The organism is uncultured Psychroserpens sp., from assembly GCF_947492715.1.
Taxonomy (GTDB): Bacteria; Bacteroidota; Bacteroidia; order Flavobacteriales; family Flavobacteriaceae; genus Psychroserpens.
Window position 1 is genome coordinate 249200 of sequence record NZ_CANLNS010000005.1, and the last position, 20380, is coordinate 269579.

General features: G+C 34.2%; 22 protein-coding genes and 1 riboswitch. Of the genes, 9 read left to right on the top strand and 13 right to left on the bottom strand.

The annotated features are described in order from the left end of the window. Nucleotides 1-24: 24 nt before the first annotated feature. The 4 genes from Q0787_RS13675 to Q0787_RS13690 are packed head-to-tail and all read right to left on the bottom strand — an operon-like array spanning nucleotide 25 to nucleotide 3391. Entirely contained in the window at nucleotides 25-819 is a 795-nt protein-coding gene (locus Q0787_RS13675) for an ABC transporter ATP-binding protein (RefSeq protein WP_298903504.1), read from the bottom strand. Beyond that, complete coding sequence (locus tag Q0787_RS13680; RefSeq protein WP_298903392.1) at nucleotides 819-1214, bottom strand: VOC family protein; 396 nt, start codon at nucleotides 1212-1214, stop codon at nucleotides 819-821. The genes Q0787_RS13675 and Q0787_RS13680 overlap by 1 nt, the downstream gene beginning before the upstream one ends. Nucleotides 1215-1216: 2 nt before the next feature. Continuing rightward, nucleotides 1217-2239: an iron ABC transporter permease gene (locus tag Q0787_RS13685; protein ID WP_298903393.1), complete on the bottom strand. Its 1023-nt coding sequence runs from the start codon at nucleotides 2237-2239 to the stop codon at nucleotides 1217-1219. Next, nucleotides 2240-3391, bottom strand: a complete 1152-nt coding sequence (locus Q0787_RS13690; RefSeq protein WP_298903395.1) for an ABC transporter substrate-binding protein — start codon at nucleotides 3389-3391, stop codon at nucleotides 2240-2242. Nucleotides 3392-3460: 69 nt separating this feature from the next. After that, nucleotides 3461-3674: riboswitch (cobalamin riboswitch) on the top strand. A gap of 64 nt (nucleotides 3675-3738) precedes the next feature. On the opposite strand from Q0787_RS13690, the gene Q0787_RS13695 reads away from it, so the two are divergent. Further along, complete coding sequence (locus tag Q0787_RS13695) at nucleotides 3739-5670, top strand: TonB-dependent siderophore receptor (protein ID WP_298903396.1); 1932 nt, start codon at nucleotides 3739-3741, stop codon at nucleotides 5668-5670. A gap of 82 nt (nucleotides 5671-5752) precedes the next feature. Next, complete coding sequence (locus Q0787_RS13700) at nucleotides 5753-6319, top strand: PAS domain-containing protein (protein WP_298903397.1); 567 nt, start codon at nucleotides 5753-5755, stop codon at nucleotides 6317-6319. 63 nt (nucleotides 6320-6382) lie between these two features. On the opposite strand, the gene Q0787_RS13705 is transcribed toward Q0787_RS13700, so the two are convergent. Next, the gene (locus Q0787_RS13705) at nucleotides 6383-7822 is read right to left on the bottom strand and encodes a S41 family peptidase (RefSeq protein WP_298903398.1); all 1440 of its coding nucleotides are present in this window, start codon (nucleotides 7820-7822) and stop codon (nucleotides 6383-6385) included. Between the two features lie 171 nt (nucleotides 7823-7993). Between Q0787_RS13705 and Q0787_RS13710 the strand changes: the two genes are divergently transcribed. Genes Q0787_RS13710 through Q0787_RS13725 form a run of 4 tightly spaced genes read left to right on the top strand, consistent with a single transcriptional unit; the run spans nucleotide 7994 to nucleotide 10143 of the window. Next, the gene (locus Q0787_RS13710; RefSeq protein ID WP_298903399.1) at nucleotides 7994-8503 is read left to right on the top strand and encodes an RNA polymerase sigma factor; all 510 of its coding nucleotides are present in this window, start codon (nucleotides 7994-7996) and stop codon (nucleotides 8501-8503) included. Next, nucleotides 8490-9014, top strand: a complete 525-nt coding sequence (locus Q0787_RS13715) for a hypothetical protein (RefSeq protein ID WP_298903400.1) — start codon at nucleotides 8490-8492, stop codon at nucleotides 9012-9014. Before Q0787_RS13710 ends, Q0787_RS13715 begins: the two co-directional genes overlap by 14 nt. Nucleotides 9015-9019: 5 nt before the next feature. Continuing rightward, nucleotides 9020-9589 carry a DUF4252 domain-containing protein gene (locus Q0787_RS13720; RefSeq protein WP_298903401.1) on the top strand — a complete coding sequence of 190 codons (570 nt, stop codon included), beginning with the start codon at nucleotides 9020-9022 and terminating at the stop codon, nucleotides 9587-9589. A 5-nt stretch (nucleotides 9590-9594) separates the two neighbouring features. Next, nucleotides 9595-10143: a DUF4252 domain-containing protein gene (locus Q0787_RS13725; protein ID WP_298903402.1), complete on the top strand. Its 549-nt coding sequence runs from the start codon at nucleotides 9595-9597 to the stop codon at nucleotides 10141-10143. Nucleotides 10144-10187: 44 nt separating this feature from the next. Here the strand turns inward: Q0787_RS13725 and Q0787_RS13730 are convergent, their stop codons facing one another. Both Q0787_RS13730 and purB read right to left on the bottom strand, forming a co-directional pair. Then, entirely contained in the window at nucleotides 10188-10379 is a 192-nt protein-coding gene (locus tag Q0787_RS13730; RefSeq protein ID WP_298903403.1) for a hypothetical protein, read from the bottom strand. 13 nt (nucleotides 10380-10392) lie between these two features. Next, nucleotides 10393-11736, bottom strand: coding sequence for an adenylosuccinate lyase (purB, locus tag Q0787_RS13735; RefSeq protein WP_298903404.1), 1344 nt, complete (start codon nucleotides 11734-11736; stop codon nucleotides 10393-10395). A gap of 133 nt (nucleotides 11737-11869) precedes the next feature. On the opposite strand from purB, the gene Q0787_RS13740 reads away from it, so the two are divergent. Then, a complete protein-coding gene (locus Q0787_RS13740) occupies nucleotides 11870-12805 on the top strand; it encodes a DUF1028 domain-containing protein (RefSeq protein WP_298903405.1) in 936 nt (311 codons plus the stop codon). Here Q0787_RS13740 and Q0787_RS13745 read toward each other — a convergent pair. Beyond that, a complete protein-coding gene (locus Q0787_RS13745) occupies nucleotides 12802-13368 on the bottom strand; it encodes an adenylosuccinate lyase (RefSeq protein WP_298903406.1) in 567 nt (188 codons plus the stop codon). The genes Q0787_RS13740 and Q0787_RS13745 overlap by 4 nt on opposite strands. A 38-nt stretch (nucleotides 13369-13406) precedes the next feature. Between Q0787_RS13745 and Q0787_RS13750 the strand changes: the two genes are divergently transcribed. Together Q0787_RS13750 and Q0787_RS13755 are read left to right on the top strand one after the other, a co-directional pair. Beyond that, nucleotides 13407-13877, top strand: coding sequence for a heme-binding domain-containing protein (locus Q0787_RS13750; RefSeq protein WP_298903407.1), 471 nt, complete (start codon nucleotides 13407-13409; stop codon nucleotides 13875-13877). 14 nt (nucleotides 13878-13891) lie between these two features. After that, nucleotides 13892-15121: a glycosyltransferase family 4 protein gene (locus Q0787_RS13755; protein ID WP_298903409.1), complete on the top strand. Its 1230-nt coding sequence runs from the start codon at nucleotides 13892-13894 to the stop codon at nucleotides 15119-15121. Nucleotides 15122-15176: 55 nt separating this feature from the next. Here the strand turns inward: Q0787_RS13755 and Q0787_RS13760 are convergent, their stop codons facing one another. The 5 genes from Q0787_RS13760 to Q0787_RS13780 all read right to left on the bottom strand — a co-directional run bounded on the left by Q0787_RS13760 (nucleotide 15177) and on the right by Q0787_RS13780 (nucleotide 20358). After that, nucleotides 15177-15899, bottom strand: a complete 723-nt coding sequence (locus tag Q0787_RS13760) for a YebC/PmpR family DNA-binding transcriptional regulator (RefSeq protein ID WP_298903410.1) — start codon at nucleotides 15897-15899, stop codon at nucleotides 15177-15179. Between the two features lie 76 nt (nucleotides 15900-15975). Next, complete coding sequence (locus tag Q0787_RS13765; protein ID WP_298903411.1) at nucleotides 15976-17010, bottom strand: hypothetical protein; 1035 nt, start codon at nucleotides 17008-17010, stop codon at nucleotides 15976-15978. Between the two features lie 2 nt (nucleotides 17011-17012). Next, nucleotides 17013-19070: a carboxy terminal-processing peptidase gene (locus tag Q0787_RS13770; RefSeq protein ID WP_298903412.1), complete on the bottom strand. Its 2058-nt coding sequence runs from the start codon at nucleotides 19068-19070 to the stop codon at nucleotides 17013-17015. A 48-nt stretch (nucleotides 19071-19118) separates the two neighbouring features. Next, nucleotides 19119-19409 carry a 4a-hydroxytetrahydrobiopterin dehydratase gene (locus Q0787_RS13775; protein WP_298903413.1) on the bottom strand — a complete coding sequence of 97 codons (291 nt, stop codon included), beginning with the start codon at nucleotides 19407-19409 and terminating at the stop codon, nucleotides 19119-19121. A gap of 112 nt (nucleotides 19410-19521) precedes the next feature. Continuing rightward, entirely contained in the window at nucleotides 19522-20358 is an 837-nt protein-coding gene (locus tag Q0787_RS13780; protein WP_298903414.1) for a sugar nucleotide-binding protein, read from the bottom strand. Between the last annotated feature and the right edge of the window lie 22 nt (nucleotides 20359-20380).

Below are 20380 nucleotides of genomic sequence, written 5' to 3' on the forward strand. Positions count from 1 at the left end.
TAATTTAAAGTTAGATGAAGTAAGTTATTTCTTCACCCTAAAACGTCCAGTGCTTTTGTCAAAATCGATAAGGTCTTCAGGAAATAATGTTTCAAAAATACCACGTTCAATAAGGTTACAAGGTGTATCAGAAATGACTTGGTCATTTGTCATAACAATCATGCTGTCGCATAATTGAATCGCTAAATCTATTTCATGCGATGAGAATAGAATTGTTTTATTGGTGTCTTTTGCTAGTCTTTGCAAAAGTTTTAAAATATAAGCCTTATGATACATGTCTAAATGCGTGGTTGGCTCATCTAGAATAATCAAATTGGTGTCTTGTGCCAATGCTCGAGCAATCATGACTTTTTGTAGTTGTCCGTCGCTTAGTTCAAAACACCTGCGATGTTTTAAATCTGAAAGATGTGTTTGATCAATCGATCTGTTTATAATAGTTATATCGTTTTCAGAGAGGTTACCTACCCAGTTGGTATAAGGTTGTCGACCAAGCGCTATAAGTTCAAAAACCGATAAATTTTTAGACATAAGTTGTTCGGTTAATACCAAACTCATTGTCTTTGCTAAGGCCATAGCACTATAGTTTTCAAGAGGCTCTTTTTTTAAGGCAATAGAACCATCTAAGGGGTGTTGGATGTTCGTAAGTGTTCTTAATAGTGTCGATTTTCCAATACCATTTGCTCCAACCAGTCCCACGAGTTCACCTTGATATAGTGCTATGTTGATATCGCTGGCAATAACAGATGTGGCTTTCTTAGATTGGTAGCCTATAGAAAGACCCTGAGTTTCGAGGATGATATGTTGCTTTTGTTCTGCCACTATTTCTTTTTCGGTTCTATTAAATCCCAAAGATTACCATACAAATCTGAGAAAACAAGTACTTTTCCATAGACTTCTTCCGAAGGTGGTCGTACAATAGCAATATTATGACGCAATAAGTTGTTATAATCTCTATTAAAGTCATCTGTATGTAAAAATAAAAATACGCGTCCACCAGTTTGATTGCCTATTCTAGTATTTTGCTCATCAGTTGCAGCTTTGGCTAATAACAAAGAACATCCATTTGTTCCTTTTGGTTTTACCACAACCCATCGTTTCGTTTCACTAAGTTTTGTGTCTTCTATTAAATCGAAATTTAATTGTTTGGTGTAAAAAGCGATGGCTTCGTCATAGTCGTCCACTACCAGAGCTATATGTACAAGTTCTTGCTTCATAATTAAAATATCATTTTACGTTTCCTTACTAGTAACCACACTACTACAGGAGCACCAATTAAAGAGGTAATGGCGTTAATAGGTAAGGTATAGTCACTTGTTGGTAATTGAGCAATGCTATCGCAAATAAGCATTATAATCGCTCCAAACAAAAATACAGCTGGTAATAGTATTTTGTGATTTGAAGTATGAAACAATTGACGCGTCATATGAGGAATTGCCAAACCAATAAAAGCAATCGGTCCAGCAAAAGCAGTTATTGTTCCTGCTAATAAACTTGTTGCAATTATGATAATTAAGCGACTTTGTTTAATGTTTAATCCAAGGCTTTTAGCATAGTTTTCTCCAAGTAAGAGGGTGTTTAAGGCCTTAATTGATAATGAGGTTAGTATTAATCCTAAGAGGTAAATGCCGAAGAAAATAAAGAGTTCATTCCATGATAAATTACCTAAACTTCCAAAACCCCAAAAAATATACTGTTGTAATTGTTCTGCTGAACTGAAATAGGAGAGCACACTTACAACTGCAGCTGTGATACTACCAAACATTAAACCAATGATTAAAATAGCCATGGTATCTCTTACTTTTGAAGATACTAGTAAAACAGCCAATAGCACAAGAAAACTACCTAAACTTGCGGCAATAACAATACTCCACTTTGAAACCAATAAAGCAGAAAAAGCACCGCCGAATATACTGGCGCCTAATATAACGAGCGCAACACCCAAACTGGCTCCCGAACTAATTCCTAACACAAATGGTCCTGCTAGCGGATTTCTAAAAAGTGTTTGCATGAGCAATCCTGAGATACCTAAGCCAGAACCAACTAAAATAGCAGTAAATGCTTTAGGTAATCTGTAATCTCTAATAATATATTGCCAAGATTCATTGGTTGACGTTCCTAAAATACTCTGAAAAACTTCCTCTATTGGAATGCCTACAGAACCTAAACTAACATTCGCGAAAAAACATAGTACTAAAACTACTGATAAAGTTAAAAACGTATATGTATAGCGAGTTTTCAATTAATCTAGTGGCTTGAAAAATGTCGTTTTATAGTGTGGGAGCAACTCGGGATGGCAAATTTTTATCATGTCTTTGAGTACTAAATCGGGTCTTGCTGTACCTAATTCGTAGTATGTTACACCTCCCGTTTTGCCTGTGGTATTCGAAAAGGTAAAAATGTTTTTATTCTGAAATGCCTCAAATTGAGTATAATGGGAATTTGCTTTTTCTAAAGCGTGGTAACTTGTATAATATGAAGGGCTCAACCAGAATTTTGCGTCTTTAGCTTTGTCAAATACGGTTTCAAAACTAAGGGCGATACTCCCTGTTTCTTTTGTGTCGCTCCATAAATAATTAACGTTGGCATCATGTAAAAACTGCGCTTCAGAGCTCGTCCCATTTGGTAAATACCAAACGTCCTTGTACATCGCTCCGCATAAAACTGTTGGCTTCGATGTTGCTTTAGCAGCTATAGATTTTGCTTCGCTATAATCTTCTTCAATTTGGTTAAAGAGCATTCTAGCTTCATTTTCTTTGTCGTATAAAGCACCAAAGAATTTAATCCATTCGGCTTTTGCTAATGGGGATTTTTCAACCCAGTCACCATTGTAAATCACTGTGATTCCGGCTTTTTCAATAGTTTCCATACTTTTATTCGTACCATCAACACCAAAAGCCACAACAACATCTGGACGTAATTCTAATAACACTTCAGTATTAATACCTTCATTTTTACCAAGTTCTCTAACACTTCCGTTATCAATTCTAGTTCTGGTTTTTTCAGAAGAAATATAATTAGTACCTGGAAACCCAATTAAAGTTTGCTCAACACCCAACAATTCTAAAGCCGGAATATGTGTTGTGGAGGTTACAACTATTGATTGTATAGGAACCGTTATAATAGCGTCAAATTCATCTTTATTAAGGGTTGTTTTGGCTGCGTTTTCCTTAGTGAGTAAAGCATATTTATAGGTCTTGTCTGCTTTAGGCCACGGATTCGTAATTTCTAAAAGATCAAGTGCTTTAAAATGACGAATTTCAAATCCATCTGCATGTTTTAGACCAGGTTTTTCAGTAGTACTTATCTCTAAGGTGCTTTTCTTTGAGCTAGAATCAAAATTACAAGAGTAGGAACAAACAATTAATAGAAGTACGAGAATTATCTTTTTCAAAATAGAGGTTTTTGTTCTTCAAAAGTAATATTATTTCAAGTTTTGAGTGAATCATTAAACAAAATGTTTAATTTCGCAGCGAATTTAGGTTCTGTTTGGTGCTTCCAAATAGATTAAAAGGGAATCTGGTGAGAACAAATATTTCAAGTCCAGAACTGTTCCCGCAACTGTAAGCTATTATGCTTGCTATTACCTTCAATGTCACTGTCTTATTAATTAAAAAGATGGGAAGACCAATAGCAAGACGCAAGTCAGGAGACCTGCCAATTTCGAACAAATAAGTCAAACTTTCGGGATAAGAGTTTTGGTGTGTTGAGTCATACTATTCCGAGTAATTAAACATTACAATGAACACAAAAACAAAGTTTTTTGGTATGCTAGCTATTGGCGTAGCGGCATGTGGTTTTGCGCAACAGCAAACCGACACTCTAGAAATAGAGCAATTAGATGAGGTTGTTATTACCGATTCTAAATTTAAATTGAAACGTGAAAATTCTGGTAAGGTTATTACCAAAATCACTCAAAAAGAACTGCAAAACTTGCAGGGGAAATCTATTGCAGAAATTATTAATGCTACAGCTGGCATTGAAATTAACGGAGCCAAAAGTAATGCTGGTCAGAATTTAAGTTATTTTATTCGTGGCGGACGAAATCGTCAGGTCCTAGTTCTTATTGATGGCGTTGCAATAACTGATGCTTCCCAAATTGCTAATGACTATGATTTACGTTTATTAAATGCAGATCAGGTAGAGAGTATTGAAATATTAAAAGGAGCTTCTAGTTCTCTCTATGGTACTGGAGCATCTACTGCTGTGATTAATATCACTTTGAAAAAAGCCTCAAGAGACGCCTTTGTATTAAACTTGAAAAGTACTTTAGGAACCAATCAGTCTCAGGATGATGATAATTATGCAGTTGAAAATTTTGTAAATAGTGTTTCTGTTAATGGAACCTTAGATAGGTTCAGTTATTTAGCCAGTTTTGGTCATCAGTTTACAGATGGATTATCAGCAATTGCTTCAGGTAGCGAATCGGATGCATACAATGCATACAATGGAAATGTAAAACTTGGATATCGATTTTCTAATGCGTTTAAGCTAAATGCCTATGCGAGTTTTGATTCATTCAAGGCAGATTTTGATGATGCCTTCGGATTTATAGATGCCGGTAATTTGTCAATTACAGATCAACATAGAGTAGGCGTATCATCTGAGTTTTCATATGATAAAGGGAGTATCACGTTAAATGCGGCCTATAATAATGTTGAACGAGAGGTAGAATCGAGCTTTCCAACGCTATTCAACGCAGAAAGTTTTATAGGAGATATCTATAATCGCTACAATTTTAATGATAAATTTTATACCGTTTTAGGTGTTAATGCACAACAAAATGAAATTGAGAGTTTCTCTATCCCATTTGGAGGGACAGCCTTTGCTCAAGACATTAGCCCAGAAAATGCAACCCACACTATTATTGATCCTTATGCCAATGTTGTCTTTGTTTCAGATTTCGGACTTAACGTTAACGCGGGTTTACGCCTAAATAACCATAGTGAATATGGCAGCCATTTGGTTTATAGTTTAAATCCGTCCTTTAAAAAGGAACTCAATTTTGGTTATATCAAAGGATTAGCAAGTTATAGCACATCCTTCATAGCGCCTTCTTTATATCAATTATTTGAACCTTCTTTCGGAAATATCGACTTAGAACCAGAAGAAAATACGACCATAGAAGTAGGAGCAGAGTTAAACATAAAAGACAAAGCAACCGTGAGCGTGGTGTATTTTAATCGCTCTGAAGAGAATTTTGTAGATTTCGTAGATCAAGGAAGTTTTATGTTTCAATATGTAAATACGAATAACGATTTTACGGCAAGTGGTATTGAACTTGTTGCAGATGTTACCATAACCGAAGCATTAAAATTGCGTGCAAACGGAACCTATACTAAGGTTGATGAAGATTTAAATCTTAGAATTCCAGAATTAAAAATAAATGCTGCGTTAAGTTATCAATGCAATGACCAAACGTTTATGAGTCTTAGCTATCAGTTTAATGATGATAGAGACGATGCCTTTTTTAATAGCGTCACTTTTGAAAGTGAAACTGTTAATTTGAAATCGTATAGTTTAATAGATTTTTATATAAGTCATAAAATTGCAAAAGATAGGGTAACAATTTTTGCAAACGTGAACAATATTTTAAACGAAGCGTATGAAGAGTTGTTTGGTTTCTCAACCAGAGGGCGAAATATTAATATAGGGTTTGCGCTAAGTTTATAACATAAAGAGCCATTTTTTAAGTGGCTCTTTTTATTTGACCCGCATGCAGTAGTGTCATAACTTAAATAAATAAGTTTGTATTATGAAGTATGGTTTGTCTAATATGATGGCTTTAGATTTGTACTTGTCATCGTTAAATGAAAATGAATACGCTCAGGTCTCTCAGAAACTAAACCAAAATAAAAAGGTTCAGTTACCTTTAATGAGTTGGGATATATTTAGTGAGACTCGAAGAAGAGAATTAGAAGAAGCGCAACGCTCACAAGATATTCTCAAAGTAAGGTCGCTAGCTAAAAGGTTTGGTTGGGAAAATGATATGAGTTCGATTTTTGAACAGCAACAGTTTGAAGCTATTCTTATAACAGATATTAATCAAAACATTATATGGGTGAATCAAGGTTTTACCACAATGACAGGTTACTCTAAAAATGAAGTACTGGATAAAACGCCACGTCTATTGCAAGGGATAGGTACTTCTAATACATCAAGAAATCACATAAGAACTAAACTTGATGAAGATGTTCATTTTACAGAGGTTATTGTTAACTATAGAAAAAATAAGACAGCTTATAGGTGTGAAGTCAAGATATTTCCGTTACGTAACAACAAGACAACACATTTTATAGCTTTAGAGCGTCAAGTGAGTTAACTGGCGAAACAGCGTTAAAAAAAAGCCACAATTAATTAATTGTGGCTTTTTTTATCATATTTATTATTTAAACTCTAAACGATTTAAAGGAATTTCATTACCTATATACATGTTCTCTTCAATAGGCTTGATGTTTATATCTGTTCTTATAGGGTGAAAATCAATCTGAAAATTACCAAAACGACCTAAACCTTGAATGTCTGCAAGCGCTAAAGCTAACAGTGGTTCGTTAATGTCTCCTAAAATTCCAAAGTTTCTTGGAGATTCGATTAAAGCAATGTCTGGAGCTAAACCATCAGAAGGTACGGCTACATCATTTACATTTATAGAATTTGCTACCAATGGTTGCATAGCATAGGTATGATTAGGGTTGATATCCACAGAAGTTAAATCTGGGGAGTCGTAAATGGTTATAGATGCTTGGGTTTTTCCAGTAGTAGCGTCACCAATTTGGACTACATCAATGTAAGCACTTAAACTATTAATTACCAATTCACTTGCCGAAGCAGAACGACTTGTTGTTAACACATAAACTTTATTGAGGTTTAAACTATTTATAGTATTTCCGTTAAAATTATTAACAAAGGTGAAATTGGTGTTTGAAGCCTGCTGATCACTATTAAATACTAATTTAGAGTAAATATCTCCATTAAACTGTCCTGTTATCATACTTCCCAATAGTGAAGCTGTGTTTACGGAGCCTCCTGGATTGTATCTTAAATCCAATACTAAATGTTGAACATTATTGGCTGCAAACTCGGCAAAAGCATCATTTAATTGGGTATTAAAATTTGAGTTAAACCCATTGTATACCAAATAGCCCACATTCTCGCCATCTACATCAATAATATTCGTTTGATGTATTGGATTTTCTGTATAAACCTGTTTTGTGAGTTCAATACTATCATTAGAAGACACGATAGTGTCGTCTTCAATCATTTCTGTACCATTGTCATTATAGGTTGCAAAGTTTAACGTATAAGTATCTTGATTAAGAAGAGTGTTTAAGTTACTCGTTGATAAGGCAATGCCATCAACAGCGTCGAATATTTGTCCGCGTTCTAAACCTAATCCACTAGCAACACTGTTATTAAGTACAAGTCTAATGATACCAAATACTTCAGTGGCGCTACCAGGTTTTAAATAAAAATTAAACTCTAGGCCATTACTTTTGGATGTTCCCGCTAATAACTGCTCAAATTCAATATAATCTGGGATAATGATACTAAACCTATCTACAACTTCTCGTTCAAAAATTAAACTTTCAAATAAAGTTTCAGGTGCAGCAAAACTATTAAGATAATTGGCATAGTCTTCATTGGAAGAGAAGCGATCATTGGCCAAATCTGGAATATTGTCTTTGTATAAATAGACCGCATTCATTCCTTTCCAAACAAAGTCATTAATTTCACTTGCCGAAATAGAGTTGTCATCTCTATCTTCGAAACAACTTGTTACAGATGCAACAAGTAGCAACACAATGCATAATTTTAAAAATTTCATATCTTTTTCTTTTTCAATTTTATTAGCTAAACCAATAGTTTATTGGTCTAGTAAACTATAAATTTACTTACATTATTGTAAATTAAAAAATATCGTGTAACAAAATTGAAGCACGTTCGTCGTAATATCAAGAAGCAGAATAATCAACTGTTTTGAACTAACAAACCACAAATGACACAAACTGATTTTACAAAATTGGTATTACCTTTTAAGGATAAAGTCTTTCGTTTAGCAAAAAGACTTCTAGTTTCTACAGAAGAAGCTGAAGATGCAACGCAAGAGATTTTAATGAAATTGTGGCGCAATAGAGAGAAAATAGCTGAATATAAAAATGTAGAAGCGTTTTCAATGACAATGACAAAGAATTTTTGCTTAGATCGATTAAAATCAAAACAAGCGCAAAATTTAAAAATTGTTCACAGTAATTATCAAGACAATAACACGTCTTTACAAAAACAAGTAGAAAATAAAGATAGTGTTGATTGGGTATCAAAAATAATTGAAGAATTACCAGAACAACAAAAAATAATATTACAACTCAGAGATATAGAAGAGTATGACTTTGATGAAATAGCAAAAGTAGTAGACATGAATCCTACAGCCATTAGAGTCGCTTTATCAAGAGCAAGAAAAACAATAAGAGAAAAATTAACTAATACACATCGCTATGGTATTAAATAGTATAGAAAAATTACTGGAAAAGTATGACAATGGCGAAACAACGCTAAAAGAAGAGCAGCATTTAAAAGCTTATTTCGCTCAAGAAGAAGTTGCTCCACATTTAGAGTCGTACAAAATGATGTTTCAATACTTTAACAACACAAAACAAGAGCTTTATACGAAAGACGTTCCATTAAAACCTAGAAAAAGCTATATCTATCAATGGATTTCTGTCGCAGCAGTTGCGGTTCTTATGTTAGGAATTATGGTTCCTAAAGTTTTGGGAGGTGAAGAACTAGTTGACCCGCTTGCAGGTTTAACTGATGAAGAACGTAAAGTTTACACCGAAACCAAAGAAGCGTTATCAATGTTATCATCAAATTTTAATGATGCAGCAAGTAGCGTAAATACACTGAGTCTTGTATCTACCAGTTTTAATAAAGGTGCAGAAAAAGCGAGCCACGTGAGTGAGTTTAGCAAAACAACAGACAAATTAATTAAGAAGAAAAAAACAAGTAAAAACAAAAACTAGAAATCATGAAGAAATTAATATTAATACTTACAATTGCTTTATCGTCAAATATAATGTTTGCTCAAAGTGCTTTTGATAAATATGAAGATAAAGAAGGTGTAATGACAGTTGTACTTACACAGCGAATGTTTAAAATGTTAGCTACAGTAGGTATAGATACCGACGATCCAGAAATGAAAGCCTATGTAGATATGGCAAAAAAGATTACAGGACTTAAAGTATTTACTACTGGAGATGAAAAAATCTCTGCCGATATGAATGCTACTGTAAATGGGTATTTAAAATCATCAAAATTAGATGAATTAATGCGTATCAAAGATGGAGACCAAACGGTGAAGTTTTATGTAAAAGAAGGTAAAGATGAAAACCACGTGAAAGAATTATTAATGTTCATTAACGGTTTGAAAGAATTTACTAACGGTAAGGATATTACTATAAACGGGAAGAAAAGAGAAGTAGAAACTGTGTTGTTAACGCTTACGGGAGATATAGATTTAAGACAAATCTCTAAGTTAACAAGCCAGATGAACATGCCAGGCGGAGACCAATTAAAGAAGGCAAGTAAAAAGAACTAAAGATTATGAATACATCAATCAAAACAATAATCAAAATGTTAATCTTGGTTGTGACTATACAAAGTTGCAACCAGGATTTAACATTGCAAACCTATTATGTAGATAGTGAGTTGGCACCAGGTTTCACAAGTTTAGACGTACCAACAAGTATGCTTAAAATTGATGAAAGCACGTTAACCGAAGCACAGAAAGATGCTTATGAGTCTATAGACAAGTTAAGCCTTTTAGCTTTTGTTGCAGACGATAGCAACAAGGCAGAAATGGATACAGAAATTGCTAAAATAAAAACCATCTTAAAAGACAGCAAGTATGAAGAACTCATGAGAGGTGGAAATTCTACCGATGGAAAATTCGTTGTAAAATGTATTGGTGGTGAAGGTGATAATGTTGATGAGTTTATCCTTTTCGGAAATTCTAACGATAACGGATTTGTTGTTGTGAGAATTCTTGGTGACGATATGAACTTTAATAAAATAATGGAACTGGCATCTGTTTTTGATGAAAATAGTATTGAGGAAACTCAGTTCAAAGACATCGCCAAATTTTTTAAATAGATCTTAATATTTAAAATGTTAATAGAAAGCCACTTTAAGTCTGACTACTTAAGGTGGTTTTTGTTTTCAGAGTCTTTGAGAACAATAAGTATTAAGTGAACAGCCAAGAAAGCAAATGCCGAGAATAAAATAGCTTTTACAATAAAGTAATCTAAAATGTCTAAAACGCCTGATACAAAGAATCCAGCGAAAATCAATCCTGAAAACACTAGCGTTATTGTATTTTTATGAGGCATTTGTAGTAGTAGATTAAATTCCTGTATAATTACTTGGGTTGATAGCTTTTAATTCCGTTTTTATGGCTTCGGAAACCTCTAAGGTATCAATAAATTCTGAAATAGAGCTTTCATTAATCGTTTCATTAGTTCTCGTCAAGCCTTTTAAGGCTTCATACGGATTAGGATAAGCCTCTCGCCTTAGGATGGTTTGAATGGCTTCTGCAACCACAGCCCAATTGTTTTCTAAATCTTGAGCAAACTTATCTTCGTTTAGTAATAATTTATTTAAACCCTTTAAAGTCGACTTGAAACCAATCAAGGTATGACCAAATGGAACACCAATGTTTCTAAGTACTGTGCTATCTGTTAAATCACGTTGCAATCTCGAAATAGGTAACTTTGCTGATAAATGCTCAAAAATAGCATTAGCGATTCCTAAATTTCCTTCAGAGTTTTCAAAATCTATGGGATTCACTTTATGTGGCATAGCGCTACTTCCAACTTCACCTTTCTTAATTTTTTGCTTAAAGTAATCCATAGACACGTATGTCCAAATATCACGATCTAAATCAATAACAATAGTATTGATACGTTTTAAAGCATCAAACAAGGCTGCCATATGATCGTAATGTTCAATCTGCGTGGTAGGAAACGAATGCTGCAAACCTAATTTTTCTTGAACAAAACTGGTACCAAAAGCTTTCCAATCCATATTTGGATAAGCTACTTTGTGTGCATTAAAGTTTCCAGTTGCACCTCCAAATTTGGCAGCACTAGGCACATCATTTAACAAATTAAATTGTTCTTCCAGTCGCGTCACAAAAACTTGTATTTCTTTTCCTAAACGCGTTGGCGATGCAGGTTGACCATGTGTTCTGGCTAACATCGGAATAGCTTGCCATTCACTTGCTAATTCTTTTAGTTTTTTAAGAACTTCTAAGTATTCAGGAACATAAACATCATTCATAGCATCTTTTATGCTTAATGGAATGGCCGTGTTATTAATGTCCTGAGACGTTAATCCAAAATGGATAAACTCTTTGTGTTTTGATAAATTAAGCGTGTCAAACTGTTCTTTAATAAAGTATTCAACAGCTTTAACATCATGATTGGTAATGGCCTCAATGTCTTTAATAGCCTGAGCATCTTCCGAAGAAAATGTCCTATAAATTGCTCTAAGATCATCAAAAACCGAAGTGTCAATATCTGAAAGTTGTGGAAGTTCGGCTTCGCAAAGTGCTATAAAATATTCTATTTCTACTAAAACGCGATATTTAATGAGTGCTTCTTCAGAAAAATAGGGTGCTAACTTATCTACTTTATTCCTGTAGCGACCATCTATTGGTGAGATGGCGTTGAGAGATGATATTGACATTAGTTGTGTGTTTAGGGTAGCAAAGATAGAAAAATCGAACGTTAAATTGAAGATAAATTAGTTATCTTAGGGCATAAATTTTACTATCATGCAGAAGCTCTTTCTATTCATTTTTATTTTAAGTTTTCAAACCATGTCTTCACAAGTTTATAAAAAATCAGAACCCTTTACGCATACCTATTCTATTGTTGCCAGAGATTCTGTTACAGGAGATATTGGTGTTGCTGTACAATCCCATTGGTTTAGTGTTGGTTCTGTAGTGACTTATGGTGAAGCTGGCGTTGGTGTTGTGGCAACTCAGTCTTTAGTAAATCCTGCTTATGGACCAAAAGGATTGGCTTTGATGGCCGAAGGAATAAGTCCTAATGATGCTTTAAAGACATTAATAGGTGAAGATGAGGGAGAAATGTATCGTCAAGTGGCTTTTTTAAATGTAAAAGGAGATGTGGCTACACATACTGGTAGTTTATGCATTGCAGAAGCTGGACATCGACAAGGTAAGAATTTTTCGGTACAAGCAAATATGATGCTTAGCAATACCGTTTGGGATGCCATGGCGAAAGCCTTCGAAACTACCAAAGGTGATTTAAGTACCCGAATTCTTGCCGCACTAAAAGCTGCCGAAGGTGAAAAAGGAGATATTAGAGGTCAACAGTCTGCTGCAATTTTAATTGTAAAAGGAACAGCAACAGGTAACTCGTGGGAAGATACTATAATGGATTTGCGGGTGGAAGATCATGAAAAACCCATTGACGAATTAGAACGATTGATTAAAGTTCAAAAGGCTTACGACTTTATGAATAAAGGCGATTTGGCGATGGAAGCTGGTGATTCTGAAAAGGCGGAATCATTATATCTTAGCGCACAAAAATTATTTCCAGATAACCTTGAAATGCAGTACTGGTACGCTATTAACTTATTAAATAATAAAGAGTTTGACAAAGCGCATCCTGTGTTGAAATCTATTTTTGAAAAAGACAATAACTGGCGGATTTTAACTGGACGCTTGGTTAAAAGTAAGTTGTTAGTTATTTCCGAAAATGAACTAGCAAAAGTTATGGCGCTTTAATTCTTTTTAACCTTCTTTAAAATATGACGAGCTCTGGCCTTAAAACCAGAACTTTGCATTTGATAGTCGCGTTCTAAAATCATAACCAATTCTGGATGAATCCAATCTTCATCTTGTCCTAAAAGGTATAGTGAATTCATGGCATAAGCCTTAGGGGCAATTTTCTCGTCGTTAATCATCCAATCAAAACAGGCTTCAATAATTTTCTCTTTATGCTTAGGGGTTAGCGCAGTTTTTATTTTGTTATCGTGTTTTGAATAATAAGCTGTTACTAAATATTCACAAACTTTGGCAACAGGTCTTACGGCGGAATCTAAATGTACTTTGTGTATGTTCTCGGTAAATTCGTCCAAATATGGAAGACTAGCTTCTAAACGCTCACCACACATAAATTCAAACACCCATGCAGCACGACAGGATATTTTATCATCCACCATAAAAAGAATGTTTAATAGCTTCGGAATTAAATCTGGATTATTAATGACCAAGTTGGCATAATAGAGGCGTTTTTCACGAGAGTGATTCACATAATTTAATTCTTGATAAAGTTGATCTGTAGTCACCTTGATTTTGTATTTTTAGATCACTAAAATTATATAAAATGAAAATCATAAAAAAGATACTTGTTGTTTTATTAATTGCTTTCATAATTATGCAATTTTTCGGACCAGACAAAAACGAGGGTGATTTAACCTCTATAAATGCTTTTATAGCAGATACAAATCCGCCTAACGATGTACATGAAATTTTAAAAAATGCTTGTTTTGATTGTCATAGTGATGTGACAAGATATCCATGGTATAATAAAATCACACCTATAAATTATTGGATGGCAGATCATATAGATCATGGAAAAGGCCATTTTGATGTATCGTCTTGGGAAGGGTATTCTCTAAAAAAGAAAGATCACAAAATGGATGAGCTTATCGAAATGGTTGAGGCTAAAGAGATGCCGCTTCCGTCGTATACATGGACTCATGGTGATGCTAAACTTTCTGAAGCACAAATTAAAGCTATTGTCGATTGGGGCAAAGCAGTTAGAGCTAAGTATAGCGAGCAGATGCAACCATAATAACTCCGTGTCATTTGAATAAAAAACTGCTTATTATTGGTTTTGTTTGGCCAGAGCCTAAGAGCTCGGCGGCAGGAAGCCGAATGATGCAACTCATTGCATTTTTTCAGTCTGAAGGTTATAGCGTCAGTTTTGCGAGCGCCTGTGCTAAGAGTGATAATGCATTTGACCTCTCTACGATTGGAGTAGATAGAATCACTATTAAACTCAACCATTCAAGTTTTGATGATTTTGCATTACAGCTAAATCCAGATGTTGTGCTTTTTGATCGGTTTATGACCGAAGAGCAGTTTGGTTGGCGAATTACTGAGCAATGCCCAGAGGCTATCAAAATTTTAGATACAGAAGATTTACATTTCTTGAGACGAGCACGACTGCAGGCATTTAAAGATGAGAAAGCCGTCTCTAACGATTATATTTTTAATGACACGACAAAACGAGAAATCGCTAGTATTTATCGTTGTGATTTGAGTTTAATTATTTCAAAAGCCGAAATGCAACTACTAGAGCAGATGTTTAAAATTGATTCATCGCTATTGCTTTATCTTCCATTTCTTATCGATCCTATTTCCGAAGAACAACAACAAACATGTTCTACTTTTGAAGAACGCCAGCATTTTATATCAATAGGAAATTTTCTTCATGAGCCCAATTATAACGCACTGTTGTATTTAAAAGAAACCATTTGGAAAGGGATTAGACAACGACTACCTAAAGCCCAATTGCACAATTATGGCGCCTACGCTTCTCAGAAAGTAGATCAGTTACATAACGAAAATGAAGGGTTTTTAATTAAGGGTTTTGCTCTAGACGTTGGAGATGTTATGCAGCAATCGAAAGTGCTTTTAGCCCCAATTCGGTTTGGAGCAGGGCTGAAAGGAAAGTTGTTTGATGCCATGCAAAATGGCACACCATATGTAACAACTACAATTGGAGCAGAGGGTGTTGTAGAAGATGCAGAGCAGGATTTTGTGTGTGATGTGGCAGAAGAATTTATAGATTACGCAGTAGAGCTATATCAAAGCGAATCACTTTGGACTACGCAACAAAAGATGGGGTTTCAGATTTTAAACACACAATTCTCAAAGACAAACTTTGAAGTTCAGTTTAACGACCGATTGCATGTGGTTTGCAAAGACTTAGAATCACATAGGCAGAAAAACTTTATCGGACAAGTACTTCAACATCATACTTTGCAAAGTACTAAGTTTATGAGTAAGTGGATTGAAGCAAAAAATTCGTGATTTAAAAGCATAAAAAAACCCGAAACAAGTTCGGGTATATAGGATTACATTTTATTTATTCGTCAGTAGACTCCTCCATGGTATGGTAGACGTTTTGAACGTCATCATCTTCTTCCAGTTTTTCGAGTAATTTTTCTACCTCTTCAGCTTGTTCTGTACTGAGTTTTTTTGTGACTTGTGGGATACGTTCAAAGCCAGATGATAAAATTTCAATAGATCTTGATTCTAATTCGGCTTGAATGGTACCAAAGTTCTCAAAAGGGGCATAAATTAAAATACCATCGTCATCAGCAAAAACCTCTTCAGCACCATAATCGATAAATTCTAATTCAATTTCTTCTGGATCAAGACCTTCAGCATTTATTCTAAAATTGCAGGTACGATCAAACATAAAGACTACAGATCCAGATGTCCCTAAGCTACCATCGCACTTATTAAAATAACTACGAACATTAGCTACTGTGCGCGTATTATTGTCGGTTGCAGTTTCTACTAAAACGGCAATACCATGAGGTGCATAACCTTCAAAAACAACTTCTTTATAATCGCCTTGATTTTTATCTGAAGCTCTTTTAATAGCACGCTCGATATTGTCTTTAGGCATGTTAACGGCCTTTGCGTTTTGAATTACCGCACGCAATCGAGAGTTAGAATCTGGATCAGGTCCTCCTTCTTTAACAGCCATAACAATGTCTTTACCAATACGTGTAAAGGCCTTGCTCATTGCCGACCATCGTTTCATTTTTCTTGCTTTGCGAAATTCAAAAGCTCTTCCCATTAGTGTTCTGTTTTAAAAAATCATTTTAGTGAAGTTCAAAATTATCGAAATTATATCGATTTGACAATACTAGAGCTTAGTCTTTAGGGATGTGTTTTGATAAAAACTTCGAATTAGTGGCATTCAAACTATTGATCATTTTCTGGCGTTGCTCATTTAATTCTACGTTTACCTTATTGTAATTATCAGCGGCCTCATTGATTTCTTTTACTTTTTTGTTGTAATTATCAATTTGAGCTTCAGTACGTTTACGTTCTGGTGTTTGATCAATAGATGCTTGGATTTTTTCAAAATCTTCATTCAAAATTAAAAATTCGGTGATCACCGGAATTTGGTTTTCACTTTCGTCTATAAAAAACTCAAACACTTTTTTAGTTGCATTCAGGATTGAAGTATCATTTTTGTAAGTGGATTTAGTTTTTAAAATTTCTAATCCGTCTTTAGCTGCAGTATTCAAGGCATTTGCGTTTTGTTGAATAGCACTCACATCATTAGCCGTTATAGCTTCCCAGAGATATACCTCATTGATATATACTTTAAAATAAGTTAGAAACAAATCATTATAATGTTCAAATACCTGGTTGGAAATTTTCATTTTTTTTCCAAGGTCGGTTTCATTTTCAACAATATTTATATTGTGTTTAGTGGCAAACTCATGCAGGTTTTTTTCGTAATCTCGTTGCGATTCCTCCATTTTTTTATCTGCTAATTCTTGAGCTAAAATATAGGCCTCCATAGCATCATATGACTGTTCTGCAACGGCCTTCATGTCAATGATTTTAGCGTAGTCTTGATTGAGTAGATTTTTATTAAAAGTGAGGTGTTCTAATATTTTGTTCTTGTAATCGTCGCCGTCAAAACCGTTGGCTTTTTTAATTTTTAAGATGGCTCTATCAACAGATTTTAGAAGATTTTTTCGTTTACCATCAATGCTACGATCACTTTTGCTGTGTGCAACTGCTTTGGTATATCGCCACATATTTTTAGTGATGGCTTTTTGCTCTTTTCCAACAAAATCTAAATAGTCTGTTGCGCTTTTGAAGTTTTGAGCAGACATAGAAGTAATTACAAATAAAAAGGCGATGGTTAGTTTTAAGCTAATGTTTTTCATACTTAATTTAAAGGATTTAAATTTAGAAGATCCTGAAGAATAGCGTAAGCCTCTTCAATATAAATGTCTTGTTTTATGTCTTTTAAAATGGTTTCATTTATTAATTTCTGATCTTCATTATAGCTCATAACTTCCTGAGTAAAGGCTGAGTTTTTTACGGTAAAATCAGATTCGTTATTATCAATGGGTAAGTTGATAATTTCCCATTGCTTACGATAATTAGTCATTTCAGTATAGACATTTTTTAAGGTAAGAAGATATTCGGTATCTATCTGAAAATAGTTATCGATAATTAATGTGTTGAGGTCTTTTACAGAGGCGAAAGACTTGTCGTTGGCTATACGCAATGCGCTTCTTTTTTTTAGTTCATTTATGGGAAGTGGCTTGAGTTTTGGATATTTTTTTACTCCAGGAATGGTGTCATTTTGAAGCGCAAAATCTTCATACTGTTCTTGGGTTCCAAAACCATCATATACATTAGGTAAAATAATATCTGGAATCACGCCTACAGATTGATGACTCTTACCAGTTACACGATAGAATTTCTCAACGGTTAGTTTAGAGTAGCCTAAAGAGTCGGTATCACCTAATGGTAAAATGGCTTGAGCAGAGGCTTTACCATGTGTACTTGCTCCGACGATTATTGCTCTATTGTAGTCTTGCATGGTTGCTGCAAAAAACTCAGAAGCAGAGGCGCTATAGTTATTTACTAAAACGATTATTGGTTTTGTGAATAATGAACCTCGGTTTACATCTCTAATTGTATAGGTTTCACCATTGTTGTACTTTAATACTGAAATGGGGCCTCTATTAATAAACATCCCTGAAAGGTCTGCAGCCTCTTTCATCGAGCCTCCACCATTAAACCTTAAATCCAGAATAAGTCCTTCTATTTTTTCCTTTTGGAGTTTGTACAACTCTTTTGCCACATCATTGGCAAGCCCCAAACCATTAGGAGATTCAAAATCTGAATAAAAACTTGGGATATTGATATAACCTAATTTTGATTTGTTTTCAATAACATAACCAGAGACCGTATTTTCTTCAATTTTGGTTTCTGTTTTTGTAAGCTCGATATCTTTTACAGCTCCGTTTTGTTTTTTTATTTTGAAAGTGACTGTTTGATGCTTTTGATTGCTTGTAAAAGCCAAGACATCATCGTTAGAAATACAATAGGTTTCTAAAGTATCAGTGTTAGATGTTAGCGATTTTATAACATCGTTAACATCAAAGTTGCCATTATTGAAAGCTGCACTTCCAGGTGTGATATGCGCAATTATAATATCGCCATTGTCATTTTTAGATGTAATGATTCCGAAGGACAATTGATTACTGGATAAAGAGTTTTCGTAAATGTCTTTTTCTGTAGGTGTAAAAAATAAAGAATTAGGGTCATGATAATGAAGGTAGGCATTAAAAAAAGCTTCTTTGACAAAATTCTCAACGTTGCCAAGTCTGTTTTTTAATTCTTCTAGTTTGCAGATTTCTTTTTGGATCAGTTTAGGTTTTAATTCGGCCTCTAGGCTTTTGAAATTGTTTTGCAAATTCTCCAAAACCGAATCATTTTCTACTATCGTATATAGAATGTTATAGCGCATTCTTTTACTCCAATATTTCTGTATTGCTGCATTGTCTTTAAAGTATTTATACTTGGTTTCAGGCTTAAATCGTAAGGTGTCTTTTCCCGAATAATCAAATGTTTCTCGTTCAAGCGCAGAAATAACCTCTTTGGAATTTTCAATACGTTTAGATAATATTTCAACGTATTTATCAATAAAATCACAGGTATTATTATTAATGTAATCGTCTAAAGTATTTCTGTCTTTTTCAAAAATTATGACATCATCATTGGTGAATAAACGTTTGTCTTCATCTAAACTATATAAGAACAAATCTAACACGTGTGTTGATAAACTATCATTAATTTCTTTTGGCGAATAATGACTTGTTTTTACCAGTTTTTTTAATGCCTGCAACTGTTCACAGAATAGATTACTGTTTTGGCTTTGACCAAAACTGCAAACAGACAATAATAAAATTATGGAAAATCGTTTAAGCATAAATAGAGATTAGATAAGGAAAATAAATCAAAAATCGCACCAAATATGTTAGTCTTGAACTTCAACTATGGCTTCTATGGCTTCAGCAAGTTTAAAATCTCTTTCAGTAACACCGTCGGCATCATGAGTAGATAACGATATTTTTAAAACATTGTAAACATTGGTCCATTCTGGGTGATGGTTTTGCGCTTCACATTCAAATGCTATTCTACTCATAGCACTAAAACAGTCCTTAAAATTATCAAATTCAAATTCGGCATACAATGCATTATTTCTATGTTCCCAATCAGGAAAGCGGAGTAATCGCTTTTCAATGTTTTCATCTTTCATAACGTTCATACTGTAAAAGGTTTACTTAAAAATACTATAATTTGATGTAAAATAAGAGGAATAACTGGTTGGAACTATAAAAAAAGACGAACCGAATACTTTTTACTGTAAACTGTACATTCTAAGACTTCAAAAGGTCTTCTAATACTTCTGAACTTGTAATTTCTAGGTGTTTTGGTAGTTTGTTGAATTTTGGAAGCACAGCAAGATAACGGTCTTCATTAGTTGTATATACATGTTTGTATACGACGCCGTTTTTTGAAGATAACTGCTTAATAATATCTTTAAAATATTCATCATGGTGGACCAAGTCTGTACTACCTAAGTGAAAAATGCCATGTTTGTTTCGATTAATTATATAGTGAATTTGTTGGGTGACTTTCGTATCTGTGGTCACATTCATTATAATATTGGGAAAAATTTCAATGGCGGTTTTTTCTTGAAGATGTTGTTTTAATGCTTTTAATCTTGGAGATTGTGAGCCTAAAACCATAGGTAATCTTACGATGGCAACCTTTTTTTTAGGTAAGCGTAAGAGCATGTTCTCAATTTTAATTTTGAAATGCCCATAAATACTATCACTTAGGGTTTTATCAAGTTCATAACTTGGGTATTTACTATAGCCATCAAATACATTTGCTGACGACAAGAAAATAATCTTGCAGTCATTATCGATAAGATATTCTGCGATATGTTGATGTGCTATAGTTTGCGCTCTAAAATCGCCACGTAAGCAAGATATAATAATAGATGGCTTAGTTGCTTCTAGTACGTCATAGACATCGTCTTCCTCTACATTGTAATGAAAAAAATGATGATTGTTTTCATAGATTTTTTTGGGAATACGATAGGTGCCAAAGGTTTTGAAATAGGCACAGAGTTCTTTGTAAATCGCGTTACCAATAAACCCGCTAGCACCTAAAATTAAAATACGATGTTTACTTTCAAATGCCTTCATTAATCACGCCTCAATCTATAAA